This window comes from Neolewinella persica DSM 23188, assembly GCF_000373105.1.
Taxonomy (GTDB): domain Bacteria; phylum Bacteroidota; class Bacteroidia; order Chitinophagales; family Saprospiraceae; genus Neolewinella; species Neolewinella persica.
Genome location: NZ_KB890449.1, coordinates 40,888 through 58,578, shown reverse-complemented (window position 1 = coordinate 58,578; position 17,691 = coordinate 40,888). Strand labels below are relative to the sequence as shown.

Sequence of the window (17,691 nt, the reverse complement as noted above, 5' to 3'; positions counted from 1 at the left end):
GAATAGGTTGAAAAAAGTCCCCACCAGTCGCTTATCAATAGCAGCATCCAAATCTACCCTTATCTGACGGGTGTAACGATCTACTTGACGAAGGAGAAATGGACCTGCTTTTCGCTTTATTGGAGTAGTTGCTTTATCTTGCAGTAACTTTAAAAACATAGGCCTTTTGAGTTTTTCTTGAAGTGTGAGAACTCCTCGAAAATACACAAAAGGCCTAATTTTTTGTCATCGCCAAAATTCGGGATGACTCATGTTTTTATTTAAAACTCCCGGGCAAAACCGTATTTGCCTGTGGCGAGGCCGACCCGCCCCAGAAGGCAGCAAACGAAGTTGGGAAGGTTAATTAGTTGTGCTTATTAGCCAGTGAACGGGACGCCCCCGGACCTAAAGAGAGGAAAGTGATCCGGTCCGCCGTTATGGGAACCGTAATAAACTGGCCTTCATACAACGACCAGCCCTGAAAAACGTTACCATAAGGATTGTTGGTAAATTGCCTTCCAGACTATGAACAACCTTAAGTTCCCCGTTCACCATTCTGGAAGCAGGTTTACCAACACCCCCTTAAGGTACCCTTCAAACTACCGCGGCCTCATGCGTTTCGCCTCCATACTCCTTTGCATCCTCTTTTCTTTTTCACTCAGCGCCCAGCCCGGTGCCCTGACGGAAGCTGACATCAAAAAACAAACCCGGTTCATCGAAGCCAAACGGCAGGCATTACTGGGCAAGACAGACGAGGCGATCAACCTGTTCAAAGCACTGTTGGAAGACGTGCCGGAAATGGATGCTGCAATGTTTGAGCTCGGCAGACTGCAGTACGCCGCTGGCGAAACGGAGGAAGCCATTGACCAACTGCGTAAAGCCTACGCCAAGCGCCCTAACGAAGTGTATGCGGCTTTTTTGGCTGAGCTTTACCAGGCCAGTGGTCGACATAAAGAAGGCGCTGATTTATACGCGACACTGATCAAAGAAAACCCGGAAGAGGAAGTTTACTATCTGGAGCGGGCCGCGTTCCTGGTCCGAGCGCAAGACATTAAAGGTGCCATTTCAGCCTATAACGCCCTGGAACAACGTATTGGAATCAACCTCGAATTGGCCCGCCACAAGCATGCCCTATATCTTGGGCAGGGAGACACTAAGAAAGCGGAAAAAGAACTGACGGCCCTCGTGGAATCGGAACCCCGCAATCTTCAGTATCGTCATATGTTGGCGGGGTATTACACCAGCCAGAACGACGCCAATAAGGCGAAAAAAGTCTATCAGGAAATATTGTCCATCCAACCGGCCGACGTCCGGGCACAATTGGCACTGCAGGAAGTCTCTCCGAACAAGCCTTCTGCGGGCGGTGATTTGGAGTTGATGGCGTTACTGGGGCGTCCGGATGTAGACATCGACCTTAAAGTAGGCAAATTGCTTCCCCTGGTCAATCAGGTGGCGGGGTCGCAGGATGCAGGCATGGGACAAAGGGCAATGGCCCTGGCCGCCGAGCTTCGGCGTGTTCACCCAGACGAAGCGAAGGCTGCTGCCATTCAGGGAGATATCTTTTTCCACACCGGTCAACTGGCCAAAGCAAGTGAAGCCTATAAAGCTACGATTGAACTGGATGACACCGTCTATCCCGTATGGGAACAACTCCTGGGTACGCTTTACCTTGACAATCAGGTCTCAGAATTGCGCAAGTATGCAGAGGAGGCACTGGATGTATACCCAAACCGGCCAGCCGTTTATGTCAATTATGCCCTGGGGGAGGCGCTGCGCGCTAACTTCAGTGAAGCTACGTCCTTACTTGATCAGGCCCGTCTGATGGTCAGCGGCCAACCCGACGCCATTGCTGCCCTGGATGAATTAGCTACTGCCTTCGCCGGCTTCGCCGCCGAAGATACCGCCGGCCCACTTGACCTGGCCAAACTACCTGGCGGTACTGCCGGCCCGGTTGGCTTCCTGTGGAATAACACCGACAACGCAGCGGCTCTCCTTGCCTACGACTCCCCCACCAATACTAACGCCCTCTTCCTCGAATACCTGGGAGATGCACAGGCTGCCGCCGGAAATAAGGCCGATGCCGAAAAAGCCTATTCCCGGGCTAAGACTGCCGGCAGTAAGTCTACCACGCTTGGCCGTAAACTATCAAAAGTTCGTAGTTAACCAGGTTTCTGGCGTTCTTCACGTACCTCAGTTGAAGTGCACTTTTTGTTGCAGACACCATCCCAACTAAACTTTGCGCTTAAGGCCCTTACCTTGGCACCTGCGTCCCCGCCAAAAAATCACTCCTTCCTATGCGTACTTACCTACTTCTTGCCTGTACCTGCCTGTTCTTTTTTTTCGCCTGCAAAGTAAAAGTCGGAGCAGGCAAGGACGGACGGGACGGCGTAACTACCGTCAGCAAAGCCGCGAAGGTGATCAAAGGCATGGAAGACAACAGTTTCGATGCTGAGTTTATGGAAGGCCGGGCTAATATTAAGCTGGAAAGCCGCGACTTTAACATCGGTGGCACCGCCGTCATCCGAATGGAAAAGGACAAGGCCATTTGGATGAGTGTCAAGAAGTTTGGCTTCGAAGGGGCTCGTGCACTGATCCGCCCTGATTCCTTTTTTGTCCTCAACCGCCTCAACGGAGATTACACCGCCGAGCCTCTGAGTTACATCGAGCAGAAGTATAAAATCCCCGCGCGCTTTGACCTGCTGCAGGAGGCCGTCCTGGGCAACGCGGTGTTTTTCACCCGTGATCTGGACCTCAAAACAGAAGGGGAAACCTACTTGCTTAGTGGCCGCGACCAGCGCTTTGCCACCAATTATAAGGTAGGCTCCCGAGGTTTCAAGTTGGAAGAAATGGAGCTAAAGGAACTGGTCCAAAACCGTTCCCTCACCATTAACAACGCTGACTTCCGCCAGGCGGAAGGTAAAACGGGTGAGCCTGATTTCGCGCATTCACGCACCCTCCGGATCGATGCCGAAGCCACCGGCCCCGCCAAACTTGATTTGAAGTTTACCCGGCTTAGTTTCAGTGGCCCGCTTGATATGCCGTTTCAACGGAGGTGATGCAGGTTGCAGGTTGCAGGTTGCAAAAAACAGCGGCAGCGCCAGGATCACTGACACTGCCGCCGGGCGCCTTCCCTTAAAATTTGGAAGGTTAAATGCTAGTCATATTCGCGATAGGGGCTGAACCTGCAACCTGCAACTTGCAACCTGCAACTTGCAACCTGAAACTTGCAACCTATTTAGTCCTTATTGTCGTCGTAGAACGTTTCCTTGTCCATTACGATGACCTTATCGCCTCCCTTAAGTTTACGGCTTAATGCAGTATAAGGACCAGCAACAACCTCATCTCCTGCGGAGATCCCAGTTTTGATCTCGATCACATTAGCATCCTGAACGCCGGTGGTCACTGTCGTTTGAGTAATGGTATCACCGGAGATCACGAAGACAACTTCTTCCAGGTTATCTATTCCGGAAATATCCTCATCATCGGTTTTCTTTTCCCGGGTTGTAACCGATTCAATCGGTACACTGATGATACCACTGGCTGTTTTGGTTAGGATGTCTACACTAGCTGACATACCTGGGCGGAAGGGATAAGTATTACCACTAGCGACAAGGTCTGCGTAGCTTTCCTGATCAATGCTGATGCGCACTTCGAAATTGGTTACCTGATCGCTGTTGAGCACATTATCCGCAGCCGTTCCAGCGGTGGTGCTTGAATTCGCGATTTGGGTAACACGTCCCTTAAAGGTCCGGTTGAGGTAGGCATCAACTTCTACTTCAGCGACATCTCCAATCTTTACGGAAGGGACGTCATTTTCACTGACTTCTACCCGGACTTCCATCGCATTGAGGTTGGCAATCCGCATCAGTTCGGTACCCGTCATTTGGATGGTACCAACTACGCGTTCACCCTGTTCTATGTTGAGCAGGGAAACCACGCCGCCCATTGGCGCATAAATGGTGGTACGCCGCAAGCTGGTCCTTAACTCACTCAGCGTCGCCTGAGAAGATTCAACGCCAAACTGGGCGGCGCGAGCACTTTCGCGGGCACCCTTAATATTACTTTCGGCCGCTTTCATATTGGCTTCGAGGCCCCGGAGGCTGGCCTGGCTGGCTTCCAGTTCCGCCGTACTTACCACACCATCGGCGGCAAGGCCTTTGTTTCTTTCGTAGATCTCCCGGGCATTGGCCAACTGGGCTTCAATCTGGGCCTGCTGGGCTTCGAGACTGTTGATCTGCGCATTAGCGTTAGCCAGCTGAGCTTTGCTGCTATTTACACCGGCGACTCCCCTTGCCACTTGGCTCTGGTAGGCATCAGCATCAATTTTTGCGAGCAGTTGGTTCGGCACCACGCTGTCTCCTTCTTCCACATAAAGCTCAATGACCTCACCGGAAACATCGGAGCTGATCTTGACTTCCGTTTGCGGGAAAATTTTGCCACTTGCAGAAACAAGTTCCTGAATGGTCCGGGCCTTTGCCTCGGTGGTAAACACTTTCGTTCCGGTTTCTTTACGCCCGCTGAAGGCTACAGCGGCAATGGCGCCGACGACGATCAGTGCAAAGATTAAGAGGATTATTTTACGTGCCATAGTGAGGAATAGCTAGAGGTTGATTGCGGATGGTTGATGGTGTGCCGGGGCCGTGCTGCAGTATTGCGAGACAGGGCCAGGAGTGGGTGGTAAAAGAAGCAGGACAGGAGGTCAATCCCGTCCTGCTTCGGGGATTTGGGGTACTGGGTAGTTGGTATAGGTTAGTTGAGCGAGAAGCCCTGGCCGAGGTAGAATTTGATTACCTGACGGTTGAAAATAAGTTGGTATTTGGTTCTTGTAAATTCTGTTTGCGCCTGTTCCAGACGGTTGGTGGCCGTGACCAGATCGAGGCTGTTGGCCGCGCCGGCGCGAAAGCGTCGCTGGGCATTATCATAAGCTGCCTGAGCGGCTTCCTGACTTGCCTCAGCAGCACGGTAGGTTTGCCGGGCACCACGTAGATTGGCCAAAGCAAGTTCTACGTCGTTACGCAGTTGGTTATCGGCCTGCTCAATGTCAAGGACAGCATTAAGCTTTTGCACTTGAGCACGCTGGACGTTGATCTTGTTGCGGCCCTGGCTGTAAATCGGAACGTTCAGCGACATGCCTAAGGACTGACCAAAGTTTCGGTTGAGCTGGTTAAAGTATCCAAGTTTTGGGAAGGTGGGGGAACCGCTGGCACCAAATTCTGCCAATGTTGCATCCTCTCCGTTTATCACGACCGGAATTGCTGGTCCTTGGACAATTTCAATGCCAGTAAGGTCTGGATTAGTAAAGTCCCTGGCCACAGTAGAGAAGTTCGTGCTCAGGCTACCGAAGAGGCTGACGGTGGGCCGCAGGCCCGACTTAGCAATTTCGATGCCCGTCTCTGCTGCGTCGCGGCGCAGTTCAGCGGCAAGCACGGTGGGCTGCACGTTTCGGGCAGCGGCATAGATTTCGTTAACGTTGAACGTTTCAAATAGCTGTTCTTCACTCGGGTTAAGCTCCGGTGTAGAAACGGTGAACTCCTGTTCAAAGTCAACTTCAAGCAGGATACGCAGTCCGAGAATGGACGTTAGCACCTGATTTTCCAGCTCGACTATGGCCCGTTCATTGGCCGCTTTCTGTGCAACCAGGTCGAAACGTTGTGCAGCGGGCAAGGCACCTGCATTGATCAGCCGGTCGGTATTACTGAGTTGGTCGTCGGTAAGCTGTAGTTGAGCGCGGGAGTTAGTGAGTTGTTCCTTCAGCAAGACGATGGTCAAATAGCTGTTGGCTACCTGCAGGCCGATGTTGTTACCGGTAACTTTAGCATCCATCTCCGCAGCTGCGAGGTTGAATTCCGCCTGGCGCAGGTTATTTTTGATCAGGCCGCCATTGTACAGCGTGACCCCCGCGTTGAGTTGGTAGCCCTGGAAGCCAATCGTCTGGGCGTTGAATTCGTTGGTGGTCGGGTCAATCGTTCGACCGAACTGCGCACCGACATTGGAGGAACCGTTGGCGGTGGGCAAGCGTCCATTCTGTGCTTGTTGCAAGTTAAGACGGGCGATCTCGGCGAAATTATCCAACCGCTTTACCTGGAGATTGTTTTCCAGCGCATGGTTAACGGCCTTTTCCAACGTCCATGGAGTAGTACCCTGAGCGGAAAGACCATAGGAGCAGAGGCAGGTAATAAGGAGTAAGTAAGCTTGGCGCATAAATAGTATTTGACTACGGATGGCAAAGCTACCAAATGCCACGAGGTTGGGAAGTTTAATCTATGAACGGCATATCTTTATGGATGAAAGGAAGCAATAGTACCCGCTATTGGCCGTTGACCTGTTCGTACCAAACGTTACTAAGGCAATACACCAGAATAATTGGTTACTGGACCAACTCCGGCAAAGAAGCCCCAGTACCCATACTTTTGGGGCCAATGAACACTACGATACCGATGGAGAATATACTAGTACAACAGATGTCTCAACTCACCTTCTTATCCCCGGAAGAACGCCAGGGGATCAGAGAAAGCTTCCCGGTAAAGACTTTTGAAAAAGGGCACTATTTGTTAAAAGAAGGAATGGTGGCAAACGATGCTTTCTTTGTCGTAAAGGGCTGTATTCGTGAGTTCAAAACCCTGAATGGAGAGGAAAAGACAACAGCTTTCTATACCGAGAACCAATCAGCAATAAACTTCGGTAGCCAGGCAAATGGAAAGCCCTCTGCCATATATTTCATCTGTACGGAAACAACTACAGTAGCTATTCTTAATCGAAAAAAAGAGGAGGCCCTTTACCAAAAGCACCCCCGTTTCGAATCATTCTGCAGAGAAGGCATGGAGCAAATGATGGGAGCCCAACAAGAAACGCTCACAAAATTCATCACCCTTAGCCCCCGGGAAAGGTATTTACTACTGGTAGATAACCGGCCTGACCTGATTAATAGGATTCCCCAGTATCAAATCGCCAGCTACCTGGGAATTAAGCCTGAGACATTGAGCAGGATAAGAAGAAAAATAATGCCTGGCCACAGTTGAACGGCTAAGAGTTCAGAAGACAAAGCCAACATGGAGGCCCGGTTCGAATAAGAAGTAATTGGCCCACTTATCCTCTTCCAATTGAAACGAAGCGGGCAAATTAGTATTAACGGGCCAGTAGGTGAAGGCGACGGAAGGCGATACAAACCATCTTCTCTTTAAAACCTTAAAGTGGTAACCGAACCGAAGGCTGTTGAACAGCTGAAAACCACTTTGTATTTTCTGCTTACGTTCGTCCCGATAAATTTGCCGGAAAGCCGTCGAATGTATTTGGCCAAAGGCTCCTTTCCATAGAAACCGCTTGTAAGCAAACCCTACGCCAAAGGCCTTGACATCTCCAGGAAAATCAGACGCCGGATTCTCAAAATCCGGGCCATGGGGCCTGCCCCCTGGCCCCCGATAGACCCAGGTAATCGCTTCTATTGATATTTCATCTTTTGCGGTCGGTCGGTAACCGTAGCTAAGCTGGTAAAACTCCGGAGAACGATCCAGGAGGGGTGTAAAAATCATGAAGGCCTGCGTACCAATGAAATGTTTACGTTCAAAACCCCAATTATCCTCAGTTTGAGCCTGAGTAGGCAGGCAGAAGAATACTACTAGTGCGTAAGTAAGGACGGTTATTGCTTTCATCAAATCGTATTTTAGGTCAAATCTCGGAGGATACCGCCCGTTTTTCATTGACTAAAGTCAATAAAGCCCGCTAAGAAGGTTAAAGGACAGATTTGCGCTCCGTTGAATAACCTCGCCTAAAAGAGCTTTTTCACCATTCCTGAGAACCATTAACAAAATCACCTCCAAAGAACTTCTCGAAGAATTGATTCAGTAGTAAAACGTCGGCAGGTAAACCCAATCCCCATTTTGAGAAATACCGGGCCGGATTAAATGAGCTGCGACTAATCAAGATTCAATATCTGGCTAAATGAATCTTCTCTTAAAAAACAAGCTATCCCCGCAACTTCTCTCCCCGAATAGCCCATTACTTCCTAAACCCTTCGAAATGACCTACTCCAACGACTGGCTCCTCCAGCAACTTCGAGACGAACACTCCTTCAAATACCTATACTTCTGGGGCCACCGCACCAGAAAAGATGGTGTCATTACCTCCAGTTGTCTCAGCCAGTGGTATCCCCGTGGCTTCGACCATGAGGAAGTTTATTACCCCACTGCAGAACATTGGATGATGGCCGAAAAGGCTCGTCTTTTCAACGATGAGACTATCCTCGAAAAAATTCTGGTTACTGAAAACCCCGCCATAGCCAAAAAACTTGGTCGCCAGGTCAAAGACTTTGACGTAACCATTTGGAAACAGCACATGCGTCAAATCGTCACGGAAGGCTCTTTCCTGAAATTTAAGCACAACCCCGATCTACTGGAATTCCTCGAAACCACCGGCAATAAAATCCTCGTAGAAGCCAGCCCCTTTGATCCTCACTGGGGCATAGGCATGAGTGCTGCCGACGCAGAAAGCGTCGGCCCCGAAGACTGGAAGGGGACTAATTGGTTGGGGTGGTGTTTGATGGAAGCTAGAGATTTGATCCGCAAATCTTAGGCAAATAGGTCCCTGCGCTCCTTTTCTCGGTAGACGGCCTTCGGCCTTCAGTAGGTAGTGCTCCGCACGGGGCAGTTCGCTGCACTCGTTTATGCCACATATTTCAGCTTTCCGCTTCTCCAACGACGGCTCTCTGTACCCCCTCGGTGCCTCCCTCTCTGTGAGAACAAAGCTTCGAAGCATCCGAGCGAAGCGAGCTGAGCCATGTGGCAGCCTACCTTCTACAATCTGCCTAGTGAGCGTAGCGGACGTCTACCAAGTTGCACAGCACCGTCTAATCAAGCGTACTATTCAGCAAAAGTGCCCCTATCAACCGATCATATCTCCCCCCGATCGGCCGCCAGTACACCAATGCCAGGTAATCATTTTCGGTTTCATCGAAGCTGCCTTCAAGTTCATCGTAATTGATCCGGTCGGTAGAGCCCTTCTCCGGCCTTTTCTCCGTGACGTAGTGATAGTTGTAAAAGCCCTGCTTAAGCATCGTTCGACCAACATAAGCGTTGATCTGTGGATTCCAGATCATTTTCAAGCCAGGCTTCAGCTGGTACTCACTTAATCCGCCAAAAATATAAACGTCGCGGTCAAGTGGGAAGGGGGTCTTCAACACCCAGGTCATTTCAATGTATTCCCCATTAAAGTCGAAGCGCAAGCGATCGAAATTTTCCTGCAAAAACTCATCTGCGAGGGTGAGCACGTCCCGGTCGAACCGGAAATTGACGAAGTCACCGTTTAAGTCAAAGTAGCTAAGGTAAGTACCCGTATCCCTGGGCTTTTCCGCCTCCATCATCATGGCGTAGAAGTCTCCCTCGTTGGTGATGCCCGCCATCGGGGAGCGGGGTGCACGGACGGAGCGGATGTCGAGGTTCCGAAATTCATTACCTCCTTGGAAGCTGACCTTGCCTTGGTAATCAAACCGGACGTAATCTGGTTTCAGCAGGTTAGGGATGATGCCGGTAACGGCGTTGTCCCATCGGTTATTCTGGAGTACAGTCAGGCTCAGTTCCCGCATCGGGGCCTTCAGGTTCAGTTGTTTGGTATTTACGGTTATGTCCACTTCCTGGTGGGTATGAATCTTGTCCACCTGCGCCGGTCGCATGATCCGGCCACTCATGCCGGCAATGTTTTCCTGCACCATAAATCGCCGGGTGATTACCGGGAAAGCATCATCTTCTTCATCGTAAACAACCAGCAGATAGTTGCCGCTGACATCCAATTTCATGTTCCGGTTGGGAAAGGTCAGGTCATAATGGACATATTCCTTCAGCGTTCGGAGACTAAAGTCGTAGTCCTCCAGATAGTCGGTCGAGTAACCAGAGTTGAATTCCAGTGAGCTCAGACCGGAAGGTTTCCAATCCTGGTCGCAATGAATGAATTTATAAGAGTAGCGACGCACCTCGTCGCTCAGATCGTCGAACGAAAGCCGCAGCCGGGCATTGCCGTTCAGCTCGATAAACGGATAGCTGTGCGGAAACCCATCAATGTGTAATCGCACCGTCTTAATGTAGTCGACGTAGGTATTATCGATAAACTTCAGGTCTTCGTTTTGCGCCGTCAGATTTATACTCAGGAGCATAAGCAGGGCGGGGACGCAGGTGCAAAAGAAGATTTTTAAAGAGCGATGAATCATCAACATTGTTTTAAACTTTAGGCTACCAAAACACGTCAGCTTTGTAAAACACCTACCCCGTGGAACCGCCGCAGGTAGCCGCGCAGCGCACGGTTGTAAGGAGATTAATACACTCGTTTTGGGTAAAAAGCCGACTAACCCGCCAACTTTCACCTTTCCTTAAAGGCATTCAACCGACTTACGAACCGGGAGTCTTTCCGGTAAAACCGCCAGGCCTTGCTTGTCCATGGCTCCCCGGCATAACCGATACCGATCCGTGGCGTCGCTATAAGCTGAGACGGCGGCACCTCAGGCCCGGTCACTTCCAGCCTGACAACACCGTTGGGCAACAGCAGGTCGTGACCATTGAGCTTCCGGTCAATACCGAGAGCTTTGGTCAAAACGCCCGGCCCGCTGCTTAATTGCGGGCTTAAGGTTTCAATATTACGTCTTTTCTTGATGTGTTCCAAGCCCCGGCTCGGTTCTCCCGCCCGGATCAGGATGGCATGCGCGGTGCCTGCCGGCCCCGTCACCACGTTGAACATTTCATGGATACCGTAGCAAAGGTACACGTAGGCCGTGCCCGGCTGGTGAAAAAACACCTCCGTTCGTTTGGTCCGTTTATTCCCGAAGGCGTGGCTTGCCCGGTCATCCGGTGCCCAGTACGCTTCCGTTTCTGTTATGCGAACAGCGGTCTCTACCCCGCCCAACGTGGTGACCAGTTCCACCCCGATCAGCTGGCGGGCGATGACTACGGGGTCAGTTCCGGTAAGAAATTGTAGATTGTTGATTAGCAATTATTGACGTTTACTGCTGAAAACTAAACCCTGAAAACTAGGTCCTGAAAACTGAAAGCTGAACCCCGTTCACTCCATAAGCGCCGCATAAACCGCCACCCGAAACTTTCGTACCACTTCCCCGTACTGCGGAATCGGATGCACATTGGTATAAACCAGCATCACCAGTTCTTCTTCCGGGTCAACGAAGTATTCCGAACAATACAAGCCGCCCCAGGTAAAAGCACCTGGCCGAGCCTGGTCGCCATAGTGCGTTCCGGCGGTGATAAGCTGAAAACCGAGGCCGAATTTGTCCTTACGATCCCACACTTCCGCATCGCCAATCTGGTTCTTCAACATCATGTCCACGGTTTTGGGCGCCAGTAAGCGCACGCCGTTGTAGGTGCCGCGGTTGAGCATTAGTTGGCAGAAACGGGCGTAGTCATCAATCGTTCCCACCGATCCGGCACCAGCGGAGAAGTAGGTTTGAGCACCTTTGATGGCGAAGTCCCGGTAGGTTTCGTTTTCGTGGAGAGTGAGCGGAGCCTCTGCAGTGTATTTTGAGTACAGCTTCACCAATCGGTCGTGCTTAGCGGCAGGAAGGTAGAAGTGGCTGTCGGTCATACCGAGCGGTCCCCACACCTTCTGCAGCATGTACTCTTCCAGCGTTTGCCCTGAAATAACCTCTAGCAGTCGGCCCGCTACATCAATACCCAATCCATAGCTAAAGCCTTCTCCGGGTTGGTGGAGCAAGGGGCGTTTAGCGATACGGTTCGCTACGTCTTCGAGAGTATCGTCTTCCAGGCTGGCAAAGTACGGCACCTTCATCTCCTCGGTCTCTACCGGGATACCATAGCTGATCCCGGAGGTATGGCTCAGCAGCTGCCGGATGGTGATGCTGCTTCTGGCAGGCTCGGTAGTGAACTTTTTTCGCTTCGCATTATGCGTTTTGAAGACGCGCATTTTGGCAAATGCTGGCAAGTACTTTTCTAACGGGTCTTCCAGCAGAAATTTTCCTTGCTCATATTCCATCATCAGCGCTACGGTAACCATGGCTTTGGTCTGGCTGGCGATTCGGTAGATGTCGTTGGGGCGGGCAGGTGTTTTCTTCTCGAGGTCGGCGTACCCGAAGGTGCCCCGGTGGACTACCTTGCCGCGCCGCAGTACGATCGTCTGCGCATTCGGGATGATACCCTGGTCCACAAAACCCTGCATCAGCGTGTTAACCCCTTCCAGCCTTTCCGCATCGAAACCCATACTTTCCGGCGAAGCGGTGGGCATATTTTGGGCGCGGACGCCGGTGCAGAGGAGGAGTAAAAGCGCAAGGAGGGGGAAGCGTAATATCATTGACGTGGGGATTTGATGGTGAATATAGGTGGTGATACCTGTTTCTGGCACCGATTGGACAAAGAAGTATTACCTCAAGGGTGAGTGGGCTGTGCCCCGATAAGATCAGGGTAAAATGGGAAAAATTCGGGGCACAGCCCACTCGCCCCTAAAACAAACTATGCACCTGCGGCCCCGCCCTGCATATAAACCTACTTGTACGCAATGCACGAACCTACACCAACCCCTCCCTGATCAGATCATGCACGTGCAAGATCCCAAGATACTTTTCCTCTTTTCCCACCACCACTAATTGGCTGATGTTATTGGCCCGCAGCAATTCCATAGCCTTAATGGCCAGCGTACTTTTATGAATCTTTTTAGGATTGAGCGTCATTATTTCCCCAGCCGTTACCGTCTCCAGGTGAGGGTTACCAGTGAGCATCCGGCGCAGGTCGCCGTCGGTGATGATGCCAGCCAACTTATTTGTTCCCGGCTCAAGGACCGCCGTTGCCCCCAAACGCTTAGAGGTCATCTCTAACAGAATCTCCCGGAGGGGGGACTCAGTCGTCACCGAAGGTTTCTCATTATTGGGGTACAGGTCCGACACCCGCAGGTACAACTGCTTCCCCAGCGAACCACCGGGATGGAAGCGGGCGAAATCCCCCGGAGTAAATCCACGCAAGGCCAATAAGGAAGTGGCCAAAGCATCTCCAAGGGCCATTTGGGCCGTTGTGCTGGCCGTAGGGGCCAGATCGTTTGGGTCAGCCTCTCTGCTTATCGGCGTCAGGAGCACATGGTCGGCCTGGTGTGCAAGGCTACAATCCTTACGGCTTACCATGGCGATAAGGGGGTTGCCCGCCTGCCGCACCAGCAAGGCGAGCATTTTCACTTCCGCCGTTTCACCGCTCTTACTCAGGCACAACACGATGTCTTCGGGTTGCACCATCCCGATATCTCCATGGATTGCGTCGGCTGCGTGTAAAAAAAGTGCCGGAGTGCCCGTAGAGTTCAGTGTAGCTACAATCTTTTTAGCTACTAAAGCTGTTTTCCCTATTCCTGTTACCACAACCCTGCCGGAACCGGCATGGATGGTGTTCACACAGGCGACAAAAGATTCATCCAAGGTACCGACCAAATCACGCAAGGTATTTGCTTCGATTTCAAGCGTTTTGCGGGCTACCCCGAGAATGAGACTTGCGTTTTTCACGTAAAAGTGTATTTTTGAGCCCTCGTAGCGAATTTGCCCGTAAATTTTAACGGGTGACTTTCATGAAAATTCGCGGTCTAAAGCGAAGAAGTATCAACTTAAACCCTTAAATTAACAACCGATTGGTTCAGGCCAATTGTATTCGCCTATTCTTTGCCCAACTAGTATTTATCAACCTACATCGAAAATGGTGAGCACCGCAAAGGTATCACCCTGAGTTAAAAAACCTTCCGATGCCGTTCTTCAATGCAAATAAATCTTGCGACGAGGTGCTACACGGCTACAGTAAAAGAACATTCGGAGCAAAGTGAATCTATACATGACCGCTAAACCAGTTGCCACCCACTTAGAGGATGCATTGTTTGAGCAATTCGGCTTTAAAACTTTTAAGGGCCACCAAAAGGCCATCATCGAAGCTCTTTTTGAAGGACGGGATACTTTCGTCATCATGCCAACCGGTGGTGGAAAAAGCCTCTGCTACCAACTTCCAGGCCTGATGATGGATGGATGTGCCCTGGTCATTTCACCGCTGATTGCGCTGATGAAAAACCAGGTTGATTCTATCCGGTCTTACGGAGACAACGATGCCGTAGCGCACTTCCTGAATTCTTCCCTTTCCAAAACGCAGATGCGCCAGGTAAAGGAGGACATTACGAGCGGTGAGACTAAACTCTTATTCGTTGCACCGGAAACGCTGACCAAGGAGGAAAACATTGAGTTCTTCCGGGAGTCCAACATTTCTTTCGTTGCCATCGATGAAGCCCACTGTATCTCTGAATGGGGACACGACTTCCGCCCGGAGTACCGCCGGATTCGTGAAATGCTGGACCAGATTGGGCACCAGATCCCCATCATTGCCCTTACGGCTACCGCTACGCCGAAAGTCCAGTCCGACATCGTGAAGAACCTGCGGATGGGCGAAAACCACGCCACCTTTGTCTCCAGTTTCAACCGGGACAACCTTTATTACGAAGTGAGGCCAAAGGGCAAGAAAGAATACACCTTCAAGCAGATCATCCAGGTCGTAAAAACAATGCCCGGAGAATCCGGCATCGTTTACGTCCAGAGTCGGAAATCAGCAGAAGAGATTGCAGAGACCTTGCGGGTAAACGGTGTCAAAGCCGCTCCTTACCATGCTGGCCTCGACCCCAAGACGCGCTCCCGTACGCAGGATGAGTTTTTGATGGAAGATGTGGACGTTATCTGTGCCACCATTGCTTTCGGAATGGGTATCGACAAACCTGATGTGCGGTTTGTGATTCACTACGACATCCCGAAGTCCATCGAAAATTACTACCAGGAAACTGGCCGTGCCGGACGGGATGGCATGGGCGGCAGCTGTATTGCTTTTTATGCTTACAAAGACATCCTGAAGCTCGAGAAATTCCTCCGCGACAAGCCGCTGATGGAACGGGAGATGGGTGCGCAGCTGATGCAGGAGGTTATGGCTTACTCCGAAACGACGGCTTGCCGCCGTCGCTTTCTGCTTCATTACTTCGGAGAAGAATACGACGACAAAAATTGTGGTAAGCGATGCGATAACTGTCGCCACCCCAAAGAGCGTATTGAAGCAAAGGATAAGGTGGTTGAAGCCCTCAAGGCGGTCATTGAATTAGACCAAAACTACCCCCTTAAGACGCTCATCGAATTCGTGCTCGGCAAAGAGACGAAGCAGATGAAGGATTATAAGTTCGTCAAGCGCAAAGGCTTTGGTGTAGGCAAAGGGGAGGAAGAGGTTCTGTGGAGCTCCATATTCCGCCAGGCACTGCTTAATAACCTCGTGCGTAAAGACATCGAATCTTATGGCACCATCAAAATTACCGAGGAAGGCGAGGCCTTTTTGAAGAAACCACGAAGTTTCCAGATACCGATTGACCACGACTTTGAAAAAGAGTTGGCCGCCGACATTCAGGGAGCTGCCGACGATGCTCGTGCTGTGGTTCTCGACAAGGCCCTCCTCCTGGCGCTGAAAGACCTGCGAAAAAAGGAAGCAAAGCGATTGGACATTCCTCCTTTCGTTATTTTCCAGGATCCTTCCCTTCACGAGATGGCGACCCGCTACCCCATCACGCTGGAGGAGATGAAGAATGTAAATGGTGTCAGTATCGGCAAAGCCCGACGCTACGCCACGCCGTTCCTGATGCTGATTGAAAAGTATGTGGAAGAAAATGACATTGACCGGCCGAGTGATTTTGTCGTCAAACAGGTGGCCAATAAGTCTAAGAAAAAGATCAACATTATCCAGGCGGTAGATCGGAAAATTCCGTTGGAGGATATTGCTTCCGGCAATCAACTTTCCATGGACGAATTGATGGAAGAGATGGTTTCCATCGTTCATTCTGGTACCAAACTCAACATCGACTATTACATCGAAGAGGAAGTTGATGAGTACAGCCTGGAGGAAACCTACGACTACTTTATGGACCCCGACCGTGAGACGGACGATCCCGATATTGCCTTCCAGACTTTAAAAGAGGAAGATGTAACCATCGAGGAAATTAAGCTGGTTCGTATTAAGTTCCTGAGTGAAATGGCGAATTAAAAAGTCAGGGAGTCAAAAGCGTCAGGTAGTCAGTTCGGAGGTTCCGGGCTGACTATTTTTTTTGGGCGAGGCCGCAGGTGCGGGGGAAGGTTTGAGGAGTAGGGCTCAGCTGGGGTTTAAGCTTACTATTTCAATGCTCAAGGCCCGCCGGACGGGCGGCGCTGCCGTCCGATAAATTCTTTTGACCTGGCGCAGCCGGGCAAAAGTTTGTCTGTCGGCTACAGTCCTGTTAAGTTGAGGACGCCCTCAGCCAGGTTGTTTATCGGATTCCTCCCCCCTGTTCTCCGCGCGATAAATCACCAAAGGCAAAATCACAACCTTTTCTCCCCTTGCTTCTTTTATCCCTTCTCCGCACCTGCGGCCGCGCCCTGAAATTTCCTATTCTCGTCATAAGCACGCATCCAATCAATCTATGGTAGCTTCAAAGCTGGAAATACACTTTGAATTTACGACTTTTGCGTCCCAGTTAACTTTACGCCATGAGCCAGCCAACGTTTTTCTCCCTGCCAATAAGTTCCATTCAACCGGAAACGGACCAGGCACTCACTGTTTCTTTTAAGCCGGAAGCAGCGGACGTGGAACAATTCAACTACTTTGCAGGCCAGTACCTGACCTTGAAATTCGTCATCAACGGAAAAGAGGAAAGACGCGCATACAGCATGAGTTCCGCTCCGCACGACGATGAAATTTCCGTGACCATTAAACGCGTAAAGGGAGGCATCGTCAGTAACCATATTGCCGACAACCTTCGTCCCGGAGACCTTGTCGAAGTAATGCCCCCGCAGGGCAGGTTCCTCGTCAAGCCGGATCCTGCCAGCCGCCGGGATTATTACCTCTTTGGGGCCGGTAGTGGAATTACTCCGCTGATGGCGATTCTCCGGACCTTGCTGGAGCATGAGCCTAAGTCCTCCGTTTACCTGCTCTACGGTAACCGGGACGAGGAGAACATCATCTTTTCAGAACAACTCAAGGTGCTGCAAAACCGGTATGAAGGCCAACTGGTCGTTCACCACACCCTTTCCCGCCCTAAGAAGTATAAGGTTGGCGGACTAAAAGGACTGTTCTCCGGCGGTAAGCCTAAGTGGACTGGCACCATCGGCCGTATAGAAATAAAGACGGTCCAGGATTTCCTTAACGCCAATCCCGGTGCTGTGGAAGATAAGCACTACTACATCTGCGGGCCAGGAGAGATGATCGATAACGTGGAGCAGGCACTTTTAGGTCTTGGCGTCAAAAAAGATGTCATCAATAGCGAGCGCTTCGTGTCCGCCAACGATACCAAAAAGAAAAAAGAGGCGACCAGCCCCGTGGCTGGCGGGAAAGCGTTCGTAAAACTTAGCGGTAAAGAAATTGTCGTAGACCTGAAGCCAGGGCAGACCATTCTGGACGGCCTGCTCGAAGCAGGTGCCGCCCCACCCTACAGCTGTCTGGCCGGAGCCTGCAGTACCTGTATGGCTAAGGTCGTTAAAGGTGGCGTTAAAATGGACGTCTGCTTTGCCATTGATGATGATGAAATTGCCGAAGGCTATATTTTGGCCTGTCAGGCACACCCAACCACCCCCGAAGTGCATGTAGAATTCGAGTAGGTAGTGCCTTACTGCGTTATTTTTTTGTTTTAGGGACTGGAATCCACCCATAAAAGCAACTATTATAATTTCGGTAACGGTACCTTAGGCAACCTGAA

At 51.0% G+C, this 17,691-nt stretch carries 13 protein-coding genes; 6 read left to right on the top strand and 7 right to left on the bottom strand.

The window, feature by feature from the left end; translation table 11 throughout:
- Nucleotides 1-591: 591 nt before the first annotated feature.
- Complete coding sequence (locus B036_RS0120585) at nucleotides 592-2,142, top strand: tetratricopeptide repeat protein (RefSeq protein ID WP_026232180.1); 1,551 nt, start codon at nucleotides 592-594, stop codon at nucleotides 2,140-2,142.
- A gap of 131 nt (nucleotides 2,143-2,273) precedes the next feature.
- The gene (locus B036_RS0120580) at nucleotides 2,274-3,035 is read left to right on the top strand and encodes a DUF4292 domain-containing protein (RefSeq protein WP_020570626.1); all 762 of its coding nucleotides are present in this window, start codon (nucleotides 2,274-2,276) and stop codon (nucleotides 3,033-3,035) included.
- 179 nt (nucleotides 3,036-3,214) lie between these two features.
- On the opposite strand, the gene B036_RS0120575 is transcribed toward B036_RS0120580, so the two are convergent.
- Nucleotides 3,215-4,567 carry an HlyD family secretion protein gene (locus tag B036_RS0120575; protein WP_020570625.1) on the bottom strand — a complete coding sequence of 451 codons (1,353 nt, stop codon included), beginning with the start codon at nucleotides 4,565-4,567 and terminating at the stop codon, nucleotides 3,215-3,217.
- A gap of 161 nt (nucleotides 4,568-4,728) precedes the next feature.
- The gene (locus B036_RS0120570) at nucleotides 4,729-6,180 is read right to left on the bottom strand and encodes a TolC family protein (protein ID WP_020570624.1); all 1,452 of its coding nucleotides are present in this window, start codon (nucleotides 6,178-6,180) and stop codon (nucleotides 4,729-4,731) included.
- A 218-nt stretch (nucleotides 6,181-6,398) separates the two neighbouring features.
- Here B036_RS0120570 and B036_RS0120565 point away from each other — a divergent pair, with 218 nt between their 5' ends.
- A complete protein-coding gene (locus B036_RS0120565) occupies nucleotides 6,399-6,998 on the top strand; it encodes a Crp/Fnr family transcriptional regulator (RefSeq protein WP_245557494.1) in 600 nt (199 codons plus the stop codon).
- Nucleotides 6,999-7,010: 12 nt separating this feature from the next.
- Here the strand turns inward: B036_RS0120565 and B036_RS0120560 are convergent, their stop codons facing one another.
- On the bottom strand, nucleotides 7,011-7,628 hold the full coding sequence (locus B036_RS0120560) for a hypothetical protein (RefSeq protein ID WP_071596795.1): 618 nt from the start codon (nucleotides 7,626-7,628) through the stop codon (nucleotides 7,011-7,013).
- Between the two features lie 367 nt (nucleotides 7,629-7,995).
- Here B036_RS0120560 and B036_RS0120555 point away from each other — a divergent pair, with 367 nt between their 5' ends.
- Nucleotides 7,996-8,547: an NADAR family protein gene (locus tag B036_RS0120555; RefSeq protein ID WP_020570621.1), complete on the top strand. Its 552-nt coding sequence runs from the start codon at nucleotides 7,996-7,998 to the stop codon at nucleotides 8,545-8,547.
- Nucleotides 8,548-8,821: 274 nt separating this feature from the next.
- Here B036_RS0120555 and B036_RS0120550 read toward each other — a convergent pair whose 3' ends face one another.
- The 4 genes from B036_RS0120550 to B036_RS0120535 all read right to left on the bottom strand — a co-directional run bounded on the left by B036_RS0120550 (nucleotide 8,822) and on the right by B036_RS0120535 (nucleotide 13,465).
- The gene (locus B036_RS0120550; RefSeq protein WP_026232179.1) at nucleotides 8,822-10,174 is read right to left on the bottom strand and encodes a type IX secretion system plug protein; all 1,353 of its coding nucleotides are present in this window, start codon (nucleotides 10,172-10,174) and stop codon (nucleotides 8,822-8,824) included.
- Nucleotides 10,175-10,323: 149 nt separating this feature from the next.
- On the bottom strand, nucleotides 10,324-10,950 hold the full coding sequence (locus B036_RS0120545) for a DNA-3-methyladenine glycosylase (RefSeq protein ID WP_020570619.1): 627 nt from the start codon (nucleotides 10,948-10,950) through the stop codon (nucleotides 10,324-10,326).
- A 69-nt stretch (nucleotides 10,951-11,019) separates the two neighbouring features.
- Nucleotides 11,020-12,276 carry a serine hydrolase domain-containing protein gene (locus B036_RS0120540; RefSeq protein ID WP_026232177.1) on the bottom strand — a complete coding sequence of 419 codons (1,257 nt, stop codon included), beginning with the start codon at nucleotides 12,274-12,276 and terminating at the stop codon, nucleotides 11,020-11,022.
- A gap of 214 nt (nucleotides 12,277-12,490) precedes the next feature.
- Nucleotides 12,491-13,465, bottom strand: coding sequence for a KpsF/GutQ family sugar-phosphate isomerase (locus B036_RS0120535; RefSeq protein WP_020570617.1), 975 nt, complete (start codon nucleotides 13,463-13,465; stop codon nucleotides 12,491-12,493).
- Between the two features lie 319 nt (nucleotides 13,466-13,784).
- Between B036_RS0120535 and B036_RS0120530 the strand changes: the two genes are divergently transcribed.
- Together B036_RS0120530 and B036_RS0120525 are read left to right on the top strand one after the other, a co-directional pair.
- Nucleotides 13,785-16,007 (top strand): RecQ family ATP-dependent DNA helicase, encoded by a 2,223-nt coding sequence (locus tag B036_RS0120530; RefSeq protein ID WP_020570616.1) that lies wholly within the window; start codon nucleotides 13,785-13,787, stop codon nucleotides 16,005-16,007.
- Nucleotides 16,008-16,486: 479 nt separating this feature from the next.
- Complete coding sequence (locus B036_RS0120525; RefSeq protein ID WP_020570615.1) at nucleotides 16,487-17,593, top strand: ferredoxin--NADP reductase; 1,107 nt, start codon at nucleotides 16,487-16,489, stop codon at nucleotides 17,591-17,593.
- Nucleotides 17,594-17,691: the final 98 nt, after the last annotated feature.

Bases quoted from the DNA above. Each gene is read 5' to 3' on its own strand.
- B036_RS0120525 (WP_020570615.1), top strand. From the start codon at position 16,487: ATGAGCCAGCCAACGTTTTTCTCCCTGCCAATAAGTTCCATTCAACCG.
- B036_RS0120570 (WP_020570624.1), bottom strand. From the start codon at position 6,180: ATGCGCCAAGCTTACTTACTCCTTATTACCTGCCTCTGCTCCTATGGT.
- B036_RS0120550 (WP_026232179.1), bottom strand. From the start codon at position 10,174: ATGATTCATCGCTCTTTAAAAATCTTCTTTTGCACCTGCGTCCCCGCC.
- B036_RS0120560 (WP_071596795.1), bottom strand. From the start codon at position 7,628: ATGAAAGCAATAACCGTCCTTACTTACGCACTAGTAGTATTCTTCTGC.
- B036_RS0120540 (WP_026232177.1), bottom strand. From the start codon at position 12,276: ATGATATTACGCTTCCCCCTCCTTGCGCTTTTACTCCTCCTCTGCACC.
- B036_RS0120585 (WP_026232180.1), top strand. From the start codon at position 592: ATGCGTTTCGCCTCCATACTCCTTTGCATCCTCTTTTCTTTTTCACTC.
- B036_RS0120580 (WP_020570626.1), top strand. From the start codon at position 2,274: ATGCGTACTTACCTACTTCTTGCCTGTACCTGCCTGTTCTTTTTTTTC.
- B036_RS0120530 (WP_020570616.1), top strand. From the start codon at position 13,785: ATGACCGCTAAACCAGTTGCCACCCACTTAGAGGATGCATTGTTTGAG.
- B036_RS0120565 (WP_245557494.1), top strand. From the start codon at position 6,399: ATGAACACTACGATACCGATGGAGAATATACTAGTACAACAGATGTCT.
- B036_RS0120575 (WP_020570625.1), bottom strand. From the start codon at position 4,567: ATGGCACGTAAAATAATCCTCTTAATCTTTGCACTGATCGTCGTCGGC.
- B036_RS0120555 (WP_020570621.1), top strand. From the start codon at position 7,996: ATGACCTACTCCAACGACTGGCTCCTCCAGCAACTTCGAGACGAACAC.